The following is a 20,317-nucleotide window of genomic DNA, read 5'->3' on the forward strand; positions in this document are numbered from 1 at the left end:
GGAAAACGATCAGCGGTCGTTTACATAGGCCTCAGACGTAACAAGCAGGTGATTCCACCGGCAATCGGGGCAGACCTCAACCTCGTGCACGGCGACCACCCCGTCCTTGCCCCGGGGAATGGCTACACCGGCCAGCTCGGTGAGGATGAGTTCGATTTCCTCCTCCCGACGCGCGGTGCCATTGCGGCGGCCGAGGGTATCGCCGTAGATCCACCGGACGACGCGCAAGCCGTCGCCCTCGCACACGGGGCAGGGGCGGCCGGCGGAATCGCCGTGGAAGGTGGCGGCGGACACGAGAACCGCATCGGCGTCGCAGACGTCGCGACGGTGGATGACGCCGGCGGCCAGGTGGCGCAGGCGCACGGCACGGGCGAGCTGATGCGAGACGTGATTTCGGTAGTGGAGCATGGTAGCCAGCCATCTTAGAGTCTGGTGCGTGATACTTTCGGCTCAACCTTGGCGGTCTCGCTCCATTTTCCCGAGAAAACTGTCCTAAGATAGTGACATGACCAGTTCCACCCCTGAGGACATCTCCCATCGGATCCGCCCAGCCATGACGAAGCTCTACGTCATGTACTTCCGCAACGCTGAGCAGTCGGACCTGACCGGACCCCAGCTGTCCATCATGTCGCGACTCGCCGAGAAAGGAGCGATGCGCATCAGCCAGATCGCGCAGGAGGAGGCCATTCGCATGCCGACGGCGTCGAACGCCCTCCACCAGCTGGAGCGGCGCGAGCTGGTTCGCCGGGTGCGTGACGAGAAGGACCGCCGCGGGGTGCGAGTGGAGCTGACGGAGCTCGGCGAGCGGGAACTCACCCGGGTCGGAAACGAACGCGAACGCTACCTGGCGGAAATGCTCGCCTCGCTCAACGAGGAGGATCGGAAGAAGGCCGCGGACTTCGCCGACGTCATCAATCGCCTCGCCGATAATTACGGGGCGCTGCCCAACTAGGCGTGAGAACCCGGTGGGTGGCGAACCCTTCCCACCGGGCTGGGGAATCCCACCTGTCCTTCCTGGCACATTTCGGCGACGGGAAAGTAAAGTAGACATGAACGGCAGCTCCTGCTGGCCTGTGTGTTGAGTCTGTGTCCCGTCTACCAGCCGAAAGCCCTATGAACGAACAGGTTTCCCGGGCGTCGACCGTCGCCGAAGAGACGCCCGCCCCCTTCGGGTCCGCACCCTTACGCGTGCTCATTGCCTGGCAGTCCGGGCAGTTTGGTGATGAACCCATCAACACCGCCGCCTGGCTCGCCCGGAGTCTGCCGCTGCGGGTCCGGGCGGCGTCGACGATGCTGCGCCTGTGGCCGACGACCTCGCTGTCGAAGCTGGGACGACGCTACAAGCAGTGGTTAGCATCCGAGACCACGAGCTACGCCAAGTCCGTGCGCCGCGCCTTCACCGAGGCGGGGCTTGCCAAAAACTCATGGGATAAGAAGGTCGGGGTGGTCCTCGACGGGCCCAGCGAGTCCACCCTGCTCACCGAGGCGGCCGAGGAGTTCGACGCCGATCTGGTCATCGTCGGCTCCCACGCCGCCGCCCCTAAAGGCCGCTTCCTCTCCGGGACGACGACGGACTCGCTACTTCACTCCTCACCCATCCCGCTGGCGTTGGCCCCGAGCCGGATCAAGCTCTCCAAGCGCGGGGTGACCCGCGTCAATGTGGCACTGCTCGACAGCCAAGATGAGGACAATGACCAGGTGCTCTTCTTCGCCGGCGCCCTCGCGCACCACCTCAGGGTGCCGTTGCGGCTCGCGGCGTTCTCCCCGACCGGGTTGACCGAGCCCCGCCTCGACGAGCGCATCGACTTCTCCACCGAACTCTCCGCGGTGTGGCACGAGCACGCGCTCGCGATGCTCGACCGGGTGCGGGACCGGCTCCTCGACCACCTGCCCGACCTGGAGATTGACACCGTCTTGGGCTCCGGCATCGGGTGGGCGGGCGCCGTCGACGCCCTCAAGTGGAAGAAGGGGGACCTTCTGTGCATGGGCTCAACCCCCAGCGGGCCCATCGAGCGGGTCTTTTTGGGCTCCACCGCCGCCCAGTTCCTCCCCCATGTGCCGGTGCCGGTCATCATCCACCCGGCGCGCAACCGTTAGCCCCGGCTCGCGCGGCATCGTTACCCTGAAGGTCATGCACCCGGAAAACGACCTTGAGGACGACGCCGACTACGCCAACCTCTACCGCCCCGCACCCCGCGACGCCGACGAGCTCGCCGACAGCGAAGACCCCCTGACGCACCGCGACCGCAACCGCGCCTCCACCCGGCAGGCGGTCACCTACGCGATCGTTGCCGTCGCCACGACGCTGCTCTTCGGTCTCCTGCTCGGTGTCGTGTTCCGCTTCCTCGCCGGGCCCGAGCAGTGTGAGGCCTTCGGCGGCCGGCTGCTGTGCACCCCGCGGCTGCAGACGCTGTGGGCGGTGGTGGTCTCGCTGCCGCCCATCGGGTTCCTCATTGGCGCGATGGTCATCATGGTGCGCAAACTTAGGGCCTACCTGCGGTGGCGGCCGTGGATGGGCGCGTTTTGGGTGTTGCTGCCGTTTACCATGTGGGTGCTTACCGTCACCGTGCAGGTGGGCCTTGCGCAGCGCGGCGCGCTGTAGGGTCCCTTAAGCACTCGTAGCCCTTAGGCCTGGCAGCCCGGGCACCAAAAGAGGTTGCGGCCCTGGAGGACCTGGGTCTTCACGGTAGCGCCGCAGACGTAGCAGCTCTGACCGGCGCGGCGGTAGACGTAGACCTCACCGCCGTGGTCGTCCTGGCGGGGTTCGCGGCCCATGACGTGCGGCAGGTGGGCGTCGCGGACGGTGTCGATGCGGCCCCGTTCAACCCCCACGTGCATGAGGAACACGAGGTCCGCCCACAGGGCGTCGAACTGCGCCCGGGAGAGGTCCCGGCCGGCAAGGAAGGGGGAGAGGCCCTGGCGGAAGAGGACCTCCGCGCGGTAAATGTTGCCCACGCCGGCGAAGAGCTTCTGATCCATGAGCAGCGCGGCGACCGTCCGCGACGTGCGCTGGATCCGCGGCCACAGGGCGGCCGGGTGGGCGTCGTCACGCAGCGGGTCCTCGCCGGTCCGGGCGCGGATGGCGTGGTATTCCGCGGCGTCGATGCGGCGACAGAACTGCGGTCCGCGCAGGTGAGCGGCCATGTCTCCGGCGACGAGCCGCAGCCGGATCTCGCCGACGATGTCCACCGCGGGTTCGAAGCGCAACGAACCGATGAGGCCGAGGTGGATGTAGACGATGTGGCGGGGGCCGACGGCGTCGTCGAAGACGATGAAGAGGTGCTTGCCGACGGCCTCGGCGGCGACGATGCGGTGACCGTCGAGCGCGGCGGCGTCGGCGGCGAAGCGCCCCTGGGGGCTGGAGACGGCGAGGTCCCGGCCGGCGAAGTCGGCGTCGAGGCGGCGCGCGAGGCGATGGATGACGTGACCTTCGGGCATGGCTAAAGAGCCTAGTACGCTGCAATTTCTATCAATTGCTAGGCGTCGTGTGTTACGCTTAAGGCCCGTGGTTATGAATAAGACGACGCGCCCCTTAGGGTTTGACCGCGAGAAGTACATCACGCTGCAATCGGAACACATCAGCGCCCGTCGCCAGGAGATCGGCGGCAAGCTCTATCTCGAAATGGGCGGAAAGCTCTTCGACGATCACCACGCCTCCCGCGTCCTTCCGGGGTTCACCCCCGACAACAAGATCGCCATGCTGGAGAACATCTCCGACGACGTGGAGATCATCGTCTGCCTCAACGCCCGCGACTTAGAGCGCGGCAAGGTCCGGGCCGACCTGGGCATCACCTACGACGAGGACGTCCTCCGGCTCATCGACGTCTTCCGCGACCGCGGCTTCCTCGTCAACAATGTGGTCATGACCCAGTTCGAGGACGCCAACCAGCGCGCCTGGGAGTTCAAGGCCCGGCTCGAACATCTGGGGCTCAACGTCGCCCGGCACTACATCATCGACGGCTACCCGTCGAATGTGGACAAGATCGTCTCCGCCGAGGGCCTGGGCCGAAACGACTGGGTGAAGACCAGCCGCGACCTCATCATCGTCACCGCGCCCGGGCCGGGCTCCGGCAAGCTGGCGACCTGCCTGTCGCAGGTGTACCAGGACAACCAGCGCGGAATTAAGGCCGGGTACGCGAAGTTTGAGACCTTCCCCGTGTGGAACCTGCCGCTGGAGCACCCGGTCAACCTCGCCTACGAGGCCGCCACCGTGGACCTCAACGACAAGAACGTCATCGACTACTTCCACCTCAAGGCACACGGCGAGCAAACCGTCAACTACAACCGGGACGTCGACGCCTTCCCCCTGCTGAAGTCCATGCTGGAGCGCGTCACCGGCACCCAGCCCTACCAGTCCCCCACGGACATGGGCGTGAACATGGTGGGGATGTGCATCAGCGACGACGAGGTGTGCCGCGAGGCCTCCAACCAGGAGATCATCCGCCGCTACTACAAGGCCCTTGTCGACGAGGCGCGGGCCGACTCGGCCGACTCCACCACCTCTGACCGGGCGGCCGTCGTCATGGCCAAGGCCGGCGTGTCGACGAAGGACCGCCCCGTGGTGGCCCCGGCGCTGGCCATCGCGGAGGCGACCGGCCGGCCGGGTTCGGCGATGCGCCTGCACGACGGCACCATCGTCACCGGCAAGACCACCCCGCTGCTCGGCTGCTCCGCCGGGATGCTGCTCAACGCGCTCAAGCACCTGGCCGGCATCGACCGGGAGACGCACCTTTTGTCGCCGGAATCCATCGAGCCGATCCAGACCCTCAAGACGCAGCACCTCGGATCGCTCAACCCCCGGCTGCACACCGATGAGGTCCTCATCGCGCTGAGCGTCTCCGCCGCTAGCTCCGACCAGGCCCGCGCGGCGCTCGCGGAGCTGAAGAACCTCCAGGGGTGCGACGCCCACACCACCACCATCCTCGGCTCCGTCGACGAAGGCATCTTCCGCAACCTCGGGGTGCTAGTCACCTCCGAGCCGGTGTTCTGGAAGAAGCGTCTCTACCGCAAGCGCTAGGCGGCGTCGGCGGGGCGTGCCTAGGCTGGGATTCATGCTGACCTCCCACGCGTTCACGGCCCCGCAGATCTGCGCCGCTGAGGCGCCGCTGCTTAAGTACCAGGACTTCCTCGATGAGTTGATGCTGTCGGCGGCGTCGGCGGTGACATCGGCGGCCCGCGTCATGCTCGACGCCGCCGACGTGGCCGAGCCAGCGCGCGAGCGTCGGCGCCGCATCCTTGTCTTGGCCGGCTCGGGCGGCAACGGTGGTGACGCCCTCTACGCCGGTTCTCAGCTGGCCCACCAGGGCTACGAGGTCCTCGCGTTGCTCCTCGGCTCGTCCGTCCACGCGCCGGCCCTGGATGCGCTTCGGGCCGCCCACGGTCAGGTGATCGACAGCGCGGCGGAGGTGGGCCCGCTCGATCTCATCATCGACGGGCTCGTGGGCCTCGGCGCGTCCGGGACGGGGCTGCGCGAGGACATGGTGGAGGCCATCTACCCGCTGCGTCGGCCCGACGGCGCCATGGTCGCCCCCGTGCTCGCGGTGGACGTGCCTTCGGGTGTGAACCCGAACACCGGTAGGGCGGTGGGAAGCGTCGTGCCCGCCACCGTGACGGTGAGCTTCGGCGGGTTCCGCCTCGCCCACGCCTTATCGCCGCACTGCGGGGAGGTAGTCATCGCAGAGGCCCGCACACAGGAGGGCGCCCTGTCAGAGCGTCTCCTGGAGAAGATGGTGGACGACGGCATCCTGCGGTCAGTGTGGCGGGCGGTGGCACCAACCGCCTACGAATGGCCCCGAGGATTTAAGCGACTGTCTTCGATCCTTCCGCCGCCGGCGGAACCCGGCCCGGCCGACGATAAGTACAGCGGGGGAGTGGTGGGCATCGCCGCCGGCTCGCCTCGCTACCCCGGGGCCGCGGTACTGGCCACCACCGCGGCGGTGCGGACCACGCCGTCGATGGTCCGTTACGCCGGCCCGCAGGCACAGGAGGTGGTCCGCGCCCTGCCGGAGGTGGTGGTGACGGATACCGTCGGCGAGGCGGGACGGGTCCAAGCCTGGGTGTATGGCCCCGGCTCGGGAACGACGCCCGCCGACGATCTGCTCACGGTGCTGGCCTCCGACGTGCCGGTGCTCATCGACGCCGACGGCCTCAGCCTGGCAGCGGCGCACCCCGAGGTGCGCGAGGCGATCCGGGGGCGTTCGGCGGCGACGGTGCTCACCCCGCACGACGGCGAGTTCGACCGCCTGGCCCGCGCGCTGGGTCTGGCTCGACGCGATCGGGTGACGGACGCGTTAGCGCTGGCCGGCGCGTTGGACGCAGCGGTGGTGCTCAAGGGCCGGGCGAGCGTCATCGCCTACGACAACACCGCGATGGTGGTCGATGCGGGTTCGTCCTGGGCGGCGACCCCGGGCTCGGGAGACGTCCTCGCCGGCGTCCTCGGCGCGCTCATGGCCCGTGCCGAGGCGACGCTCGGGCCGTCGACCAGCGAGCATCACCCGCCTTACTGGTGCCTCGTGGACGGGGTGGTGGTCCACGCCCGCGCCGCGTGGCTATCCGCGCAGACCCGCTTCGGCCCGGCGCCGACGTCCGCCTCCCACATCGCCGAGCACCTCCGGGAGGCGCTGGCGTGGGATGGAGTGGTGACGCGGCCTTAGGCCACGAGCTCCTTCTCCTTCTTCTCCAGGCCCTCCTCCGGGGTCAGCTCGCCACGCGCAAGCTTGACGATCTTGTCTGCCGCCTGGAAGACCCGGCAGATACTCATCGCCCCGGGCAAGTAGAGCTGGTCGCCGGCGACCGTGACGGGTGTGTCCTTGAGTACCTCGTCATAGTGTCCCCTCAAATATTTTGCACTTTGAGTCGTGATGTTAAACATTTCGCACACGAGGTACGCCACGGCCTCGGCTTCGAGCTCGGCAATCGCCTCGGACACCGCGTAGCGCTGCCGGTCCTTCTTCTTCCACTTGGACTCCGGGGTGTCCTTCAGCGGGCCGACGTGGCCAAGCAGGATGTGCCCAAACTCGTGCGCGAGGGTGTGGAAGGTGGTCGCGTAGTCAGCACCGGAGTTGTACTCGACGTGGAAGAGCTGGCGGTAGACCTTCTCGCTGCGCGGGTTCTTCTTCACATAGTCGTCAAGGCCATCCTCTCGCACAACGTGCCCGCCGAGCAGCGATCCCATGGTGGACGGGTTCACCGTGGCCCCAATCTTGTAGGAGTCCCGCAGCATCTGATGGACCAGCCGCTGCGCGTCTGGCTCGAAACCACTCGCCGTGATGGAGAGAATCTTCTCAAGCTCGAACACGCGGCGCGCGTCTTTAGCTGGCGTGGTGTCTTGGTATTCGTAGACCAGGTTGACCGGCCCGTAGGGGAGGAGGATCATCATCGGCTTAGCCAGCGGCTTGACCTGACGGCCGAACTTCTTGTGCCACGCGCTCTTCGTGAAGGACACAGATGCCCCCGGACGCTGGAGCTCGATGAGTTGGGTGTTGAAGATGGACCGGCCGCGGCTGACCCTGACGAGGGTGCGGAGGTGCTTGAGGGCACCGTCGAACGGCTGGGGGGACTTGTCGGCGACGCTCATCATGAGCTCCCGGAACTTTGACTCAATTTCTGCTGTCATGGCTGTGAATCTACGAGCCCGCCCGTACACCAACCTGGGCATTTCGAATCCTCGTCCACGCCCAGACCCACCTCCCGCCGGCCGACGACCGCCCGGAGCTGCACAAATATCCAGGCTCCGGCAATTTCCGTTCGCTACCCGGGAGAGCGCGATTCCAGAATTAGAACATAGTATCGCCCGATTTTTCCGGCGTCTCTTCCCAGGAAACTCTGAACGGTGGCAATAGTGATTGGGCACCGAACCCGGCAGTAGTGCTTCGTCCCTTATTTCGGCCTCCTGAAGCCGTTGACACTACCCCCAAATACCCCCACTGGGAACGAACCATGGAGGTCGCTAAAACCCGCCAGTTAGGGGTGGCACTGGAGGCTACGCGAGGGTGTGGGTCAGCGTCGCCGGGCGCGTGTACGTGTTGACCACCGGGGACCAGGTGATGGCGTCGTCAAGGATCTGCTGCAAGGTGTCGCGGTCGGCGTCGCCGTCGATGTCGGCAACCACTCGAACGTCGGAGACTCCCGGTCGCTTGTGCTCGCCAATGTCGCCCACACCCCACGTCGGGGAGATGTCGATGTCGCTCTCGATGTCGATGGCGATCTTGGTAAGCGTGACCCCACGCTTGGTGGCGATGGCCTGGATCCCCACCGAAATGCAGGCAGCGAGCCCGGCCTGCGCGATCTCGGTGGGATTGGCCGCAGTGTTGTCGCCGAGCAACACCGGCGGTTCCGCCACAAGCACGGGCTTTAGGTCGCGGATCTGCGTCACGTTACGGAAGCGGCCGTCGGCCTCTGTGTGAGTAACGATCGTCTTGCGACCGTTGCTCGGATCCTCGATGTTCTTCTGCGCCAGCGCGTCGAGGCGCTGGGCGTTGATCGGCTGCAGTGGATGGCCGTCGACGTGATTCGGGGTGAGATCGGACATGGGATCCTCCTTGTGCTCGCGACGTTCGCCGCCGCATCGGTTTTTTCGTAACGAACCCCACCATACAGGAGCGCATCACCCGTGGCCAGACCGCTTGGTATTTATATTTAGTCAGAGCAGTACGGATTATATTTAACCACGTCAGACGACCTAGGCGGCACCAATACCAGCACTAAAACCTTGACTCGCTAACTGATCAATCCCTATCATCAACCAAGTTCATAGACCAGTCAGTCTGTAAGGGTAATCACGTGAGCTTTCCCCGTCGCACGTTCTTGCGCCATCTGGCGCACGCCGGTATGACCCTCGGCGCCGGAGGCGCGATGGCCGGTTGTGCCTCCCCGTCGCCGCCTCTCCAGACGCACCCACCCGGCCACACCCGGCGCGTCGTCGTGGGCTTCGTGCCCATCGCCTGCGCGGCACCCCTGCTCATCGCGCACGCCCACGGTCACTTCCAGGCGCACGGCCTGGAAGTGGAGCTGCGTAAGTACTCCGGGTGGGCGGAACTGTGGACGGCGTACGCAACTGGCGCCATCGATGTCGCCCACATGCTCACCCCCATGACCGTCGCGCTCAACTCCGGGCTCACCTCCGCCGCCCGCCCCACCGAGCTTGCCTTCACCCAGAACACCAATGGGCAGGCGCTGACTCTGGCCGAACGCCACGTGGGCCACGTGAAATCTGCGGCAGACCTCAAGGGTTCGGTCATCGGGATCCCCTTCGAGTTTTCCATCCACAGCCTCCTGCTCCGGGACTACCTCGTGGCCAACGGGGTGGACCCAGACCGAGACGTCGAGCTGCGCCTGCTGCGCCCGGCGGACATGGTCGCCCAGCTGATGGTGGGGAGCATTGATGGATTTGTCGGCCCGGAACCCTTCAACCAGCGCGCGCTCACCACTGGGGCGGGCCGGGTGTTCGTGCCCACCAAGCACATGTGGGACAGACACCCGTGCTGCTGCGTGGCCGTGGCGCGCGACGTCGATCCGCAGCTGCGCGACGCACTCGTCGCTGGCCTGAGCGCGGGCGCGCAGTGGGTCAACGCCCCCACCCATGCCGGCGAGGCCGGGGGAGTGTTGAGCCACGAGAAGTACCTCAACCAACCGGCGCCCGTCATCCGGGCGGCGCTGGAGGGCAGCTACCGCACGTGGGAGGGCCAGGAGATCCTCGACCCGACGATGCTGCGCTTCGGCGACCACACCCAGGCCAGCGCCATTGTGTGGATGACCGCGCAGTTGGCGCGCTGGCAACTAGGGCGTTCACCCATTGCCGCTACGGATGCTGCGATCGTCTCTGCGGCTCAGGGCGTGCTGCCTCCGGAGGCTCAGCGCGATGTGCGACCCCTGTCGATCAATGGCCTCTCGTTTAGCCCTCTTCGTCCCACGAGTGCGCTTGGGTGTGGTGCCTCCGCAAAGTGTGAAAGTGATAGTGCGAAATGACCCCTCATATTAAAAGTCTCTGGTGGCAACCCACAGCCCTAGGGTCGGCCCTGTTCGCGACCTTCCTCGCGCTGTGGCAAGTGGCCGTCACCGCCGGCTGGGTTTCGGGACTGGCCCCCACCCCGGCGCGCACCTTCCAACGCGGCGTGGAGATTCTCTCGAACCCCTTCTACCGGGACGGTGCATCATCCGTGGGTATCTTCTGGCACATCGCCGCGTCGCTGCGCCGCGTGCTGATCGGATTCGGCATCGCCACGGCCATTGCTATCCCTCTGGGGGTGTGGCTGGGCAGTTCGCCGCTCCTGCGGCGGTCGGTGGAGCCCTTCGTGCAGATTCTGCGTCCCATTTCCCCGCTGGCCTGGTTGCCGCTGGGGCTGGCACTGCTGCGCAACGCAGAGGCCACCGCGGTCTTTGTCATCATCGTGTCCTCCGCGTGGCCCACGCTGCTCAACACCGTCGAAGCCGTCCGTGGCATCCACCCGACCTATCGCAACCTGGCCTCCACGGTGGGGGCGAACTGGTGGCAGCGCGTCGTTTTCGTCACGGCCCCGGCCGCCATTCCCGGCATTGTGACGGGTATGCGCCAGTCTCTGTCGACGGCGTGGTTGGTCATCATCGCCGCGGAGATGCTCGTCGGCGGGCGCGGCGTGGGGTTCTTTGTGTGGAACATGTGGAACCGGCTCGACGTCGACGCCATCGTCGTCGCTCTGCTGCTCATTGGGCTCGTCGGCCTGGCAATGGACGTGACCGTCGCCTCTATTCAGAAAGTAGTTCGTTATGCCTAGCCACATCGAGCTGGAATCCATCACTAAGTCCTTCGGCAGCACCCACGTCATCGGCGAGACCTCGGTGACTATTCCCAAGGGCCAGTTCGTCTCTATCCTCGGCCCTTCCGGCTCGGGCAAGTCCACGATCCTCAACATGATTGCGGGGCTGGATTCGCCGTCGACTGGCGTCGCCCGTGCCCGCGGGGAGGCCATCACCCGGCCGGGACCCGACCGGGGTGTGGTCTTTCAGCAGCACGCCTTGCTGCCGTGGCTATCCGCGCGCGGCAACATCGAGTTCGGGTTGCGGTGCGCCCGCCCGGACCTCGGCTCCCGGCAGCGCCGGCAGCGTGCCAACCACTACCTTGAGCGGGTGGGGCTTACTCATGCGGCACATCGACGCCCGGCTCAGCTGTCGGGTGGGATGCAGCAACGCGTCGGCATTGCTCGGGCTTTCGCGATGGGCTCGGATATTTTGCTCCTCGATGAGCCTTTTGGCGCCCTCGATGCCCTGACTCGTCGACAGTTGCAGACCCTCCTGCTTGAGGTGTGGGAGAGCAGCGGGCGCACTGTCGTTATGGTGACCCACGACGTCGACGAGGCCATCGCCCTGTCGGATCGGATCCTGGTGATGTCGGCCGGGCCGGAGGCCACCGTCGCCGAGGATGTGCTCATCGATTCTGCTCGGCCGCGTCCCGATAAGGTGGCGGCACCGCTGCGCGCGCATCTGTTGCAGCTGCTGGACCAGGCCTAGGCGGCCGAGCTCTCAGGGGCCAGGGTCCCAGCAGCCTAGGCGGCTAGCCTTAGGCGCGGAGCCGGGAGACCACCTCGATGGCGCTTACCGCGGCCTTGTCGGTTTCCTGAAGCAGCCACGCGTCCGTGCCCGGGATGGGTGGAGCCAGGGCCGTGTCGGGGTACTGCGTGTGGGCCGGCAGGCCGACGAGGTGCAAGCGGGGATCCTGTTCGCCGCTGGGGGTGATCGTCCGCCGGCTGTGAGGGTCTTGCTCCGGCGAGCAGGTGGCCCACCGCTCGCCGGCGCTGGTGACCTCGGTGAAGGGGCGGAGGCGGCCCGACTCGGTGAGGCTGCGGGCCAGCGGGTCGGCCTGTTCGCGCCGATAGTCGGGCTTGGCTACCCAGGCGTCGAGCAGCGCTGTACCCACGTGCGCCGTCTCGCCCGACGACGGCGAGCTCAGCGCCCACCGCCCATCGTCGACGCTGAGCTGCGGGTTGCGGCCCACGAAGCGGACGATGCCGGCGTCGACGAGGGCGAGCAGTTGGCGCGTGCGATGCAGCGGCGGGCCCGACGCGACGAGCGCGCCGAGGTTGATGGCGTCGGTGAACACGCCGCGGCGAGACTCCGCGGTGTAGCGGCCTTCCGCCCCGAGCACTTGGGTGGGTTTCCACGCCGAGCCCAGGGCCCAGAGCGCGGCACGCACGGGCGACTCCGGGCCTTTCTCGGACTCGGTGAGGTCCTCGATCATGCGTCCGACGAGGTAGTGGGTGAGTTCCTCGCTGGAGTCGAAACTGACGTCGAGCGGGCGCAGCCAGCGCAGCAGGGAGAACTGGGTTGTGGTGAGGCGGGTGATGACGGCGTCGACGGCCGAGATGCCGTAGTCGGGCTGGTGTGGGTCGATCGTGGCGTCGTCGAGCGCGTCGATGATGCCCTCGATAGGCGTGCGCAGTGCCTCCGGTGCTTCCCGGGCGAGGGTGGTGACGTAGGCCTGGTAGACGTCGCGTAGGACGGCCGGCCACACCTCGGTGGAGTAGTCGATGCTGGCCTTGGCTGTTCGCTTCGAGAGCTCGGCGATGGCGGCGTCGAGCCGCGGAAGCGAGGCCGGCGTTGGCAGCCCGCCGTCGTCGGACTGCGGGAGGAAGGGGTAGCCGCGCCGCGAGGAGGCAAGGAAGCGCGGCTCCCGGCCGCTGGCCTCGTAATGCAGCCCCCAGGCGTGGGTGGGGTCGTCGACGAAGCACCCGCCGCGTTCCTCGGTGGTGAGGATGAGTGAGTCGATGAAACTCATCCCCAACCCCCGGGAGAGGACAGTCTCGCCCGGGCTGAGGGAGCGGACGTCTTGTTCGATGGGGTTGTCCGGGCGTAGCCAAGTCAGTTGCGGGTGTTCGCGGAGCTGGGCGGTGATCCACCGCTGTTCTTCGTTGTCGGCCTGGTGGTACCAGCCGGGAACGATGATGGTGGCATCGGCGTGGATCTCGGTGGAATCGTCGAGGGTGATGAGGTCGCGCTCGCCGGCGTCGGCGATCGCCGTGGCGCGGGCGTAGTGCTCGGTCACGTGAACCCACTCTGGCAGCGAGTCCACCGCGGAGTGAAAGAACCACCGCACGTAGTGTCCGTAGAGCGCCCTGGGGAGGTAGGAAGCCGGCTGTATCGCCGCGAGGTCCTCAGCAGGAAAGGAATTAAAGACAGATCGGTCTACCGGGTGGCGGCGGAGGTAGTCACGCTTGGCGTCACTGAGCTGTTCGACGTCCCCGAGCAGCGCCCGGATCCATTCGTAGACGGTCGGGCCTTCGACGACGGGCGCACCCACCGTGGAGCCGGGCTCGGTGAACAGGGTCATGCCGTGGGCGAAGGTGTTCATGCACAGGCTTTGCGGCTGGTCAACGTCCCAGATTCGCCCGCCTCCGTGCTGTGCGTCGTCGATGAGGTGGAGCTTAAGGCGCGCGGGGTGGCCGGCGGCGGCATTGAGTTGAGCAGAAAGGCGCTCGACTGTGGATGCTCCGCGCGGCCCGAGGCCGATGACAGCGATCGCGGGGGTGGTGGGCATGGGATCGTCTCCAGACTGAACAGTAACTTATTACATACCTATCGGTCTAGATGAGACTACTTAAAGTATACCGAACTGTCTATAATTCTATTCGGCCGCTACAACCCCGGCCACTCCCGCTCCAGGCCGGCGATGATGAACTCGACCTTGTCCGGCAGGTTTCCCCGGTCCCGGTACTCCGGACGGAAGGAGAACATCGCCCCCTCGGCGGCGCTTTCGGCGGCTGCGGCGTCGTCGAGACGGCGGTAGGCGACCACGCCCATGTGGGTGTTGATTGTGATGTCGCCGAGGAAGTCCAGGGCGAAGGCCGCCTGCGGCCGGGTCACCCCGAACGCGGCCAGCCGGTCGGCGAGCTGGTCGAAGGCGTCGTTACTGCGGCGCTGGACCGCAGGGTTAAGCAGGATCACCTGCGCCAACCCGGGGTAGTTGTCGAACATCCCCCAGATCGTGTCCACGTAGGTGCGCAGGAAGTCCTGCCACGTGGCGGCGTCGATGTTCGCTAAGCCGCTGGCTGTCAGCGCGTGGTCGGCGCACGCGGCGAGCAGCTGCTCCCGGGACTGCACCACCCGGTAGATCGCCGAGGTGGCCATCCCTAGCCGGGAGGCCACCTTCGCCATGGTCAGCTCGGCGAGGTCCAGCTCTAGCGCCGCGGTGACCACGTCCTGCGACGCGAAGCGCGGCTTCGGGCCGGTCTTTAAGGGTGTCATGCACCCAACGCTATACCAGCGACCACCCGGCGGCCGCCTCGCGGGCGCGCCAGAAGGCCTGGTACCGCGGGCACCGTTCGATGAGCTCGGCGTGCGAGCCTGCGTCGTCGATGCGCCCATCGGCGGTGAACATGTAGATGCGGTCAGCGTTGGCGATGGTGTCCAGCTTGTGGGCGATAACGACCACCGTCGATGTGCGGCGGAGTTGGTCCACCGCGGCCATGATGTGCTCCTCGTTGGCGGCGTCGAGGCTGCTCGTGGCCTCGTCGAACAAGACGATGGGGGACTTCTTCAGCAGCGCCCGGGCGATGGAGACGCGCTGGCGTTCCCCGCCGGATAGTTTCGCGCCCGCCTCCCCGACTGCGGTCTCCCAGCCGTCGGGCAGGCGCGAAACGATCTCACCCACGCCGGCCAGCTTCCCGGCGGCGCGGATCTCGTCCGTCGACGCCGCCGGGTTGCCGACGGCAATATTCGCCTCCAGGGTGTCATCGAAGAGGTACACGTCCTGGAACACCAGCGACAGCTGCTCCATGAGCTGACGGGTGGTGTGCTGGCGGACGTCGACGCCGCCAACGCTCACCACGCCGGAGTCCACGTCGTAGAAGCGGCTCATGAGCATGGCGGTGGTGGTCTTGCCGCAGCCCGACGGGCCGACCAGGGCCACCATCTCGCCGGGGTGGGCGTCGATGGAGACGTCTTGAAGGACCGGGGCGTCGTCGTAGGCGAAGCTGACGCGGTCTAGCCGCAGCGAACCGGGGGCGGACAGCTGCGCGGGGGCCTCCGGTTCGGCCAGCGGATCGAGAGTGAGGACGTCCGCCACCGCGTCGAGGTCCTCCTTCGCCGACTCGATGGCGATGGCGGAGCTGCCGATGAGGCTGAGCACGTCCATCGCCCGCAAGGCGGCGATGATGAGCCCCAACGCCGAACCGACGCTGATGACCCCGGCCGCGGCGAAGGACACGGCCGCCAGAACCAGGGCGACGACGGTGGTCTGCGCCGCCGCCCCGGAACACATCAGCCCCAGGGACTCCAGCCACAGGCACCGCCGACGGGTGCGCAACCAGCGATCCTGGGCGGTGGTCAGTTCGTCGAAGCTCTCCGAGCGCCCCGACGAGCGCAGCTCCGGCTGGCAGGTGGCGAACTCCACGAGGCGGCCGGTGAGCTCCACCTCTACCGGGGTGGTTCGTTGGAAGGCGTGACGGGCGATCCGCGAGCCCAGCGCCGTGAGCGCCCAGCACAGCAGCAGCCCGCCGGTGAGCGTCGCCCCGACGCGGACGTCCCACAGCCAGCAGCCCACCAACAACGTGAGCATGGAGGCGGAGGCCGCGTGCAGCGGTGCCAGGCCGTGGGCCACGATCTGGCCGGTTTGCATGAGCTGCGAGGACACCAGCCGGGATAGGGTGGCCGCGCGGGCGGCGGTGAACCAGCCCAGGGGAGCGGTCGCTACCTTCAGCCCGATGCGTTCGTGGATCCGGTCGAGGAACCCCAGCGCCATCGCATAGGAGGTTTCCGCCCGGCAGAATTGCGCGACGGCGCCGATGACCGCCAACGCCACCAGTGCCCACACCAGCCCGGCGCTGGTGCGGCCCGCCGCCAGGGCGTCGGCGGCCGGGACCAGCAGGAACAGTCCCAGGCCCTCGGTGACGCCGATGAACAACGCCAACCACAAGGTGCGCGCGAGGAGGGGATCGTCGCCGGAGACCGCGCGGATTCCCGCGGGGACGGTGGTCCGAAATAGTGCATTCATGACAAAAGCGTCCTTAGCCCGCGAGCGCGGCGTAGTAGGGATTGACGGCGGCCACCTCGGCCGGCGTGCCGGAGGCGACGAGCCGGCCGGATTCTAAGACGACGACCTGGTCCACGCCCCGGATCGCTTCCGGGCGATGGCCGATGACGAGCACGGTCCGCCCCCGCGCGAGGGTGGACAGCGCCTGCTGGATAAGGGCCTCGTTCTCCGGGTCTGCGTAGGCGGTGGCCTCGTCGAGGACCAGCACGGGGGCGTCGATGAGCAGGGCGCGGGCGATGGCCACCCGTTGCGCCTGCCCGCCGGAGAGGAAGATCTCCTCGCCGTAGACGGAGTCGTAGCCGTCGGGCAGCGCCAGGATGTCGTCGTGGATGCGGGCGGCCTTCGCCGCGGCCTCGACGTCGGCGCGGGTGGCGTCGGGCCGACCGAGGGCGATGTTGTCATGCAGCGACGCCCGGATGAGCTTGGGGTTTTGCAGCACGAAGGACACCGTGCGGTAGAGCTGCTCGGCGGAGAGGGAGGCGACGTCCACGCCGCCGATGGTGACCGCGCCCGACGTCGGATCGAAGAAGCGCGCGAGCAGGCAGGCGCACGTGGACTTGCCGGAACCGCTCGGGCCGATGAGGGCGGTGACCGTGCCCTCGGGCAGGGCGAAGGAGACGTGGTCGATTGCCGTGTCCGACGTGTCGTCGCTGCGGTAGGAGAAGGAGACGTCGTCGAAGCGGACGTCGTAGGTGCTCGGCAGGTGGGGAGCCGTCGCCGCTGGTAGTTGCTCGGTGTGCAGTAGGGTGACGATGCGATGCGCCGCCGCGCCGGCGAGCTGATACGACCAGCCCGCGGTGGCGAAGGTGGTGATGCACGCCGGCAGGGTCAGCGCGATGAGCGTGGTGGTGAGCACCTCGGCGAAGCTCACCCAGCCGGCCTGGACCATGAGCGTGCCGACGCCGATGTTGATGGCCAGCAGCAACGGCACCGCGACGATCGCTTCGCCGATCGCGGAAAGCCTAAGCAGGGGCCCACACCAGCCCCGGTAGAACACCGAAAAGTCCTTCGTGGCCCGACGGTACGCACCGTGCGCCTGGCCGGTGACGCCGAACGCCTTGACCACGGTGATGCCGCGGGCGAACTCCAGCATGGTGGCGGAGACGTCGCCCAACCGGTGGTCCATCTCCATCGTCTTGTCTCCCATGCCCCGAAGCTGCACCATCATGGTCAGTGCGTAGACGATAATCGCGGAGATGGCCAGCAACCCCAGGCGGTAATCCACGAAGAACGCGAAGACCAGCGTCACCACCGGCTGCACGACGGCGATGGTCATGTCCACCGGCGCGTGCGCGACCAGCTGGTGGATCTGGGCAATGTCATCGTGGAGGCTCTTGCGGAAACGCCCCGAATTGGTGTCTGTGAACCACCCCAGTGGCGCTGAGGCCAGCCGGTTAATCATGCGTTGGCGCAGCACAAAGCCCAGTTTGATGTCCCCGAAGTGGGTAATCGTGAGGCCGATGAAGTAGATGAGCAGCCGCAGGCAGAACGCGGAAATCAGCCACATTCCCACTGTCATCATGCGGTCCCGGTCGGCGCCCTCGGCGGCCAGGCGGGCCAGTTCTAAGAAGGCGACGTAGGGCGCGATGGCGAGTACTGAGGCGATGACGGCCAACACCCGGGCGAGGAGGATGTGCCCTTGGATAGGGCCGAGCACCTCCTTTAATGCCTTCTGCCCGCTGCGCGGGCTGGTTGGGGTTTTCTCCGTCATGGGGTGTCCTTTCGGGTGTCAGTGAGGTCGATGCGGGCGTCGGCGCACGCGTGAAGGAACTCGGTGTCGTGGCTGATCGCAATGACCACGTGGCCGCGTTCGGCGAGCACGCGCAGCTGGGTGGCGATGCCGCGCAGGTGGCGCAGATCCACCCCGGAGGTGGGTTCGTCGAAGATGATGACGTCGCGGTGTTGCTCCAGCGCCGTGGCCACGACGAGGCGCTGCTGCTGTCCGCCGGATAACGACAACGGGTGGCGGTCGGCGACCTCGGCCAGTCCCAGGGGAGCGAGGTAGTCCGGGTGGGCCTCCTTGTCCACCCGGTCGGCGAAGAGCTGGTGGCGGACGTCCTGCATGACCAAAAAGCAGTCCGACGCGCGCAGCGCCCGGCCGTTGAGCGTCATCCGGGCGGCCCGGTTGGAGCGCAAGAAGCCGCAGAGGACGTTGGCCAGGGTGGTCTTTCCGCACCCGTTGGCGCCGGTCACGGCGGTGACCGCCCCGGCGGGGAAGACCATATCTGGGTAGGTGAGCTCCGGGGCGCGGCGACGGGTGATGCGTAAGCCTGTCACGTGCAGTCCGGTGACGCTCGGGTCCGTCGGCGCGGGGACGGTGAGGGGTTCGTCGGTGAGGCTGCGCAGCCCGAGGCGCTCGCGTTCGTCGTTGCTCAGGGCGAAGAACTCGGCACCGCTGAAGCGGTGCTGAATTCGACCCTGGTCGATGTATAGAGCCTGGTCGATGAGCCCGCGGAGGTAGTGCAGGCGATGCTCGGTGACCAGAAGCGTCGTCCCGGCGCGGCGCAGCCGGTCGATGAGGGACGCCACCGCCGCGATGCCCACCCCGTCGAGGTTGGAGGTGGGTTCGTCGCAGACGATGACGTCCGTCTGTTGCGCCAGCGCCTGGGCGAAGGCGACGCGTTGGATCTGCCCGCCGGACAGCGAGCCGAGGCGGCGATCGAGCAGGCCGTCCACGCCCGTCGCGGCCGCGGCGTCGCGCACCGCGGCGCGGATGACCTCGGCAGACAGGCCGTGGTTGGCCGGGGCGAAGCTGAGCTCGGAGCCGACCTCGGTGGTGAAGAATTGCTGGCGAGGGTGCTGCATGACGCTCGCGCAGCACGCGCCGGAGGAGGTGAGGTCCGCCTCGGCGATGGAGATGCCGTCGACGGCGACGGTGCCGCCAAGCCGCCCCGGGTAGAAGTGGGGGACCAGGCCGGTGATGAGCCGGACGACCGTCGACTTGCCACTTCCCGAGGGCCCGCACAGCAGCGTCACCGAGCCGCGGGGCAGTTGCAGGTTAAGGTCATCGACTCCCGTGCCGGTGCCGTCGTAGCGGAAGGAGGCGTCGGTGAGCGACACGATGTTAGCCACGCAGGATCACCACCCACGCCAAGGCGCACAGGGCGAGGACGGCCGCGTCTACTGGGCGAAACCGCAGGTCGGACAAGGCCGTGGGCCGGGTGGCGGTTCCCATGCCGCGCAGCAGCGCCGACGCTGCTAAGGCGTCCGACGTCCGGGCCGCGGCGGCGAGGGTGGGCACGGCCACGCGTTCCGCCGAGGCCACCGGGTGCTGCAGCAGCTGCCAGCCGGTGTAGCCGCGCAGGGTCATCGCCCGCCACACCGTCTGGATCTCTACGCAGGCGATCGGCAGGAAGCGGTACAGCACCGCCAGGGGAATGATCGCCGCAGAGGGCAGGCGCAGCTGGTAGAGCGATTCGAGCACGTCGGCGAAGCGAAGGGCCAGCACGAACCAGATGGTCGACGAGCACGCCGCGATCATCCGCGTTGTCCAGTAGCCGACCGCGCCGGCGGCGTGGGTGAGGAGATTCGGCGCCAGGAAGGGAAGGTACGTCAGCACCAGCGCGGCGAACGTCGCACCCAGCAGCCACCGGGCGACCGAGGAGTAGCCGGCCACCGCTAGGCCGACGGCGGCCAGGAGGGGGATGACGGTGGCGGCCCACAGCGGCACGTGGGACATCCACGCCCAGGCGTTCGCGGTGAGGACGACGGCCATACCGGTGCGCGGGTCTATCCGCTGCATACTAGGCCAACCCGGCGCGCCGGAAGTGCTTGGCGAGGATGCGGTTGCCGAGCAGCCCGGAGGCGAAGGCGACGGCGGCCACGATGAACGTCCAGCAGATGATGAACGTGTCCGAGAAGAGCGCGTTCCAGGCGGCGCCGTAGGCCGGGTCGTTCATCGAGGTGGAGACGTAGTCGATGTAGGCCTCCCGGTTCCACAGCATGGACGCGATGGGGGAGACGATCCACATGCTGAACACGCCGTAGCCCAGCGAGTTCCACAGCGGGGAACGGAAATCCCCGATCCGGGAGATGGCCCCACCGGCGACGCCGGCGACGGTGCCGCCGACCACGGTGAGCAGGGAGTGTCCGGTGGCCACCATGAGTAGGCCGATGAGCAGGCCCATGGCGCCGAGCCCCCAGACGCGGGGCGTGCGGGCCTGGAAGAGGGTGACGACGACGGCGTTGGCGACGATGCCGATGAGCCAGCCGACGACCGATCCGACGGGGGAGAACACCCCGAGCATGCCGGTGGCGAAGAGGACGACGAAGTACACGGCGGTGAAAACACCCACGTTGACGAGGTTTCTCACGCCC

At 67.4% G+C, this 20,317-nt stretch carries 19 protein-coding genes; 8 read left to right on the forward strand and 11 right to left on the reverse strand.

Annotation, left to right across the window (positions count from 1 at the left end):
* Positions 1 to 9 precede the first annotated feature (9 nt).
* Positions 10 to 408, reverse strand: coding sequence for a DUF5318 family protein (locus CUTER_RS10645; protein ID WP_047260400.1), 399 nt, complete (start codon positions 406 to 408; stop codon positions 10 to 12).
* Positions 409 to 505: 97 nt separating this feature from the next.
* On the opposite strand from CUTER_RS10645, the gene CUTER_RS10650 reads away from it, so the two are divergent.
* From CUTER_RS10650 to CUTER_RS10660, 3 genes are all read left to right on the forward strand, one after another.
* Complete coding sequence (locus tag CUTER_RS10650; RefSeq protein WP_047260401.1) at positions 506 to 952, forward strand: MarR family winged helix-turn-helix transcriptional regulator; 447 nt, start codon at positions 506 to 508, stop codon at positions 950 to 952.
* Positions 953 to 1,113: 161 nt separating this feature from the next.
* Positions 1,114 to 2,097: a universal stress protein gene (locus tag CUTER_RS10655; RefSeq protein WP_047260402.1), complete on the forward strand. Its 984-nt coding sequence runs from the start codon at positions 1,114 to 1,116 to the stop codon at positions 2,095 to 2,097.
* Positions 2,098 to 2,131: 34 nt separating this feature from the next.
* The gene (locus tag CUTER_RS10660; protein ID WP_047260403.1) at positions 2,132 to 2,602 is read left to right on the forward strand and encodes a hypothetical protein; all 471 of its coding nucleotides are present in this window, start codon (positions 2,132 to 2,134) and stop codon (positions 2,600 to 2,602) included.
* A 23-nt stretch (positions 2,603 to 2,625) separates the two neighbouring features.
* On the opposite strand, the gene CUTER_RS10665 is transcribed toward CUTER_RS10660, so the two are convergent.
* Entirely contained in the window at positions 2,626 to 3,438 is an 813-nt protein-coding gene (locus CUTER_RS10665; RefSeq protein ID WP_047260404.1) for an Fpg/Nei family DNA glycosylase, read from the reverse strand.
* Positions 3,439 to 3,511: 73 nt separating this feature from the next.
* On the opposite strand from CUTER_RS10665, the gene CUTER_RS10670 reads away from it, so the two are divergent.
* Both CUTER_RS10670 and CUTER_RS10675 read left to right on the forward strand, forming a co-directional pair.
* Entirely contained in the window at positions 3,512 to 5,017 is a 1,506-nt protein-coding gene (locus CUTER_RS10670; protein WP_047260405.1) for a DUF1846 domain-containing protein, read from the forward strand.
* Positions 5,018 to 5,051: 34 nt separating this feature from the next.
* A complete protein-coding gene (locus CUTER_RS10675; protein WP_047260406.1) occupies positions 5,052 to 6,653 on the forward strand; it encodes a bifunctional ADP-dependent NAD(P)H-hydrate dehydratase/NAD(P)H-hydrate epimerase in 1,602 nt (533 codons plus the stop codon).
* Here the strand turns inward: CUTER_RS10675 and CUTER_RS10680 are convergent.
* Complete coding sequence (locus tag CUTER_RS10680) at positions 6,650 to 7,615, reverse strand: hypothetical protein (protein WP_047260407.1); 966 nt, start codon at positions 7,613 to 7,615, stop codon at positions 6,650 to 6,652. The genes CUTER_RS10675 and CUTER_RS10680 overlap by 4 nt on opposite strands.
* 366 nt (positions 7,616 to 7,981) lie before the next feature.
* Positions 7,982 to 8,530, reverse strand: a complete 549-nt coding sequence (locus CUTER_RS10685) for an OsmC family protein (protein WP_047260408.1) — start codon at positions 8,528 to 8,530, stop codon at positions 7,982 to 7,984.
* 251 nt (positions 8,531 to 8,781) lie between these two features.
* On the opposite strand from CUTER_RS10685, the gene CUTER_RS10690 reads away from it, so the two are divergent.
* Genes CUTER_RS10690 through CUTER_RS10700 form a run of 3 tightly spaced genes read left to right on the forward strand, consistent with a single transcriptional unit; the run spans position 8,782 to position 11,484 of the window.
* Positions 8,782 to 9,966 (forward strand): ABC transporter substrate-binding protein, encoded by a 1,185-nt coding sequence (locus CUTER_RS10690; RefSeq protein WP_236684723.1) that lies wholly within the window; start codon positions 8,782 to 8,784, stop codon positions 9,964 to 9,966.
* Positions 9,963 to 10,751 (forward strand): ABC transporter permease, encoded by a 789-nt coding sequence (locus CUTER_RS10695; RefSeq protein WP_047260409.1) that lies wholly within the window; start codon positions 9,963 to 9,965, stop codon positions 10,749 to 10,751. Before CUTER_RS10690 ends, CUTER_RS10695 begins: the two co-directional genes overlap by 4 nt.
* On the forward strand, positions 10,744 to 11,484 hold the full coding sequence (locus tag CUTER_RS10700; protein WP_047260410.1) for an ABC transporter ATP-binding protein: 741 nt from the start codon (positions 10,744 to 10,746) through the stop codon (positions 11,482 to 11,484). Before CUTER_RS10695 ends, CUTER_RS10700 begins: the two co-directional genes overlap by 8 nt.
* Before the next feature lie 49 nt (positions 11,485 to 11,533).
* On the opposite strand, the gene CUTER_RS10705 is transcribed toward CUTER_RS10700, so the two are convergent.
* The 7 genes from CUTER_RS10705 to CUTER_RS10735 all read right to left on the reverse strand — a co-directional run bounded on the left by CUTER_RS10705 (position 11,534) and on the right by CUTER_RS10735 (position 20,313).
* Positions 11,534 to 13,507, reverse strand: coding sequence for an FAD/NAD(P)-binding protein (locus tag CUTER_RS10705; RefSeq protein WP_047260411.1), 1,974 nt, complete (start codon positions 13,505 to 13,507; stop codon positions 11,534 to 11,536).
* 98 nt (positions 13,508 to 13,605) lie between these two features.
* Complete coding sequence (locus tag CUTER_RS10710) at positions 13,606 to 14,214, reverse strand: TetR/AcrR family transcriptional regulator (protein WP_047260412.1); 609 nt, start codon at positions 14,212 to 14,214, stop codon at positions 13,606 to 13,608.
* A 10-nt stretch (positions 14,215 to 14,224) separates the two neighbouring features.
* Positions 14,225 to 15,961, reverse strand: a complete 1,737-nt coding sequence (locus tag CUTER_RS10715; protein WP_047260413.1) for an ABC transporter ATP-binding protein — start codon at positions 15,959 to 15,961, stop codon at positions 14,225 to 14,227.
* 13 nt (positions 15,962 to 15,974) lie between these two features.
* A complete protein-coding gene (locus tag CUTER_RS10720; protein WP_047260414.1) occupies positions 15,975 to 17,711 on the reverse strand; it encodes an ABC transporter ATP-binding protein in 1,737 nt (578 codons plus the stop codon).
* Positions 17,708 to 19,072 carry an ABC transporter ATP-binding protein gene (locus CUTER_RS10725; RefSeq protein ID WP_052844127.1) on the reverse strand — a complete coding sequence of 455 codons (1,365 nt, stop codon included), beginning with the start codon at positions 19,070 to 19,072 and terminating at the stop codon, positions 17,708 to 17,710. The genes CUTER_RS10720 and CUTER_RS10725 overlap by 4 nt, the downstream gene beginning before the upstream one ends.
* On the reverse strand, positions 19,065 to 19,742 hold the full coding sequence (locus CUTER_RS10730; protein WP_082121368.1) for an energy-coupling factor transporter transmembrane component T: 678 nt from the start codon (positions 19,740 to 19,742) through the stop codon (positions 19,065 to 19,067). The genes CUTER_RS10725 and CUTER_RS10730 overlap by 8 nt, the downstream gene beginning before the upstream one ends.
* A 1-nt stretch (position 19,743) precedes the next feature.
* Positions 19,744 to 20,313 (reverse strand): MptD family putative ECF transporter S component, encoded by a 570-nt coding sequence (locus CUTER_RS10735; protein ID WP_047260790.1) that lies wholly within the window; start codon positions 20,311 to 20,313, stop codon positions 19,744 to 19,746.
* Positions 20,314 to 20,317 lie beyond the last annotated feature (4 nt).

The organism is Corynebacterium uterequi, from assembly GCF_001021065.1.
GTDB lineage: Bacteria > Actinomycetota > Actinomycetes > Mycobacteriales > Mycobacteriaceae > Corynebacterium > Corynebacterium uterequi.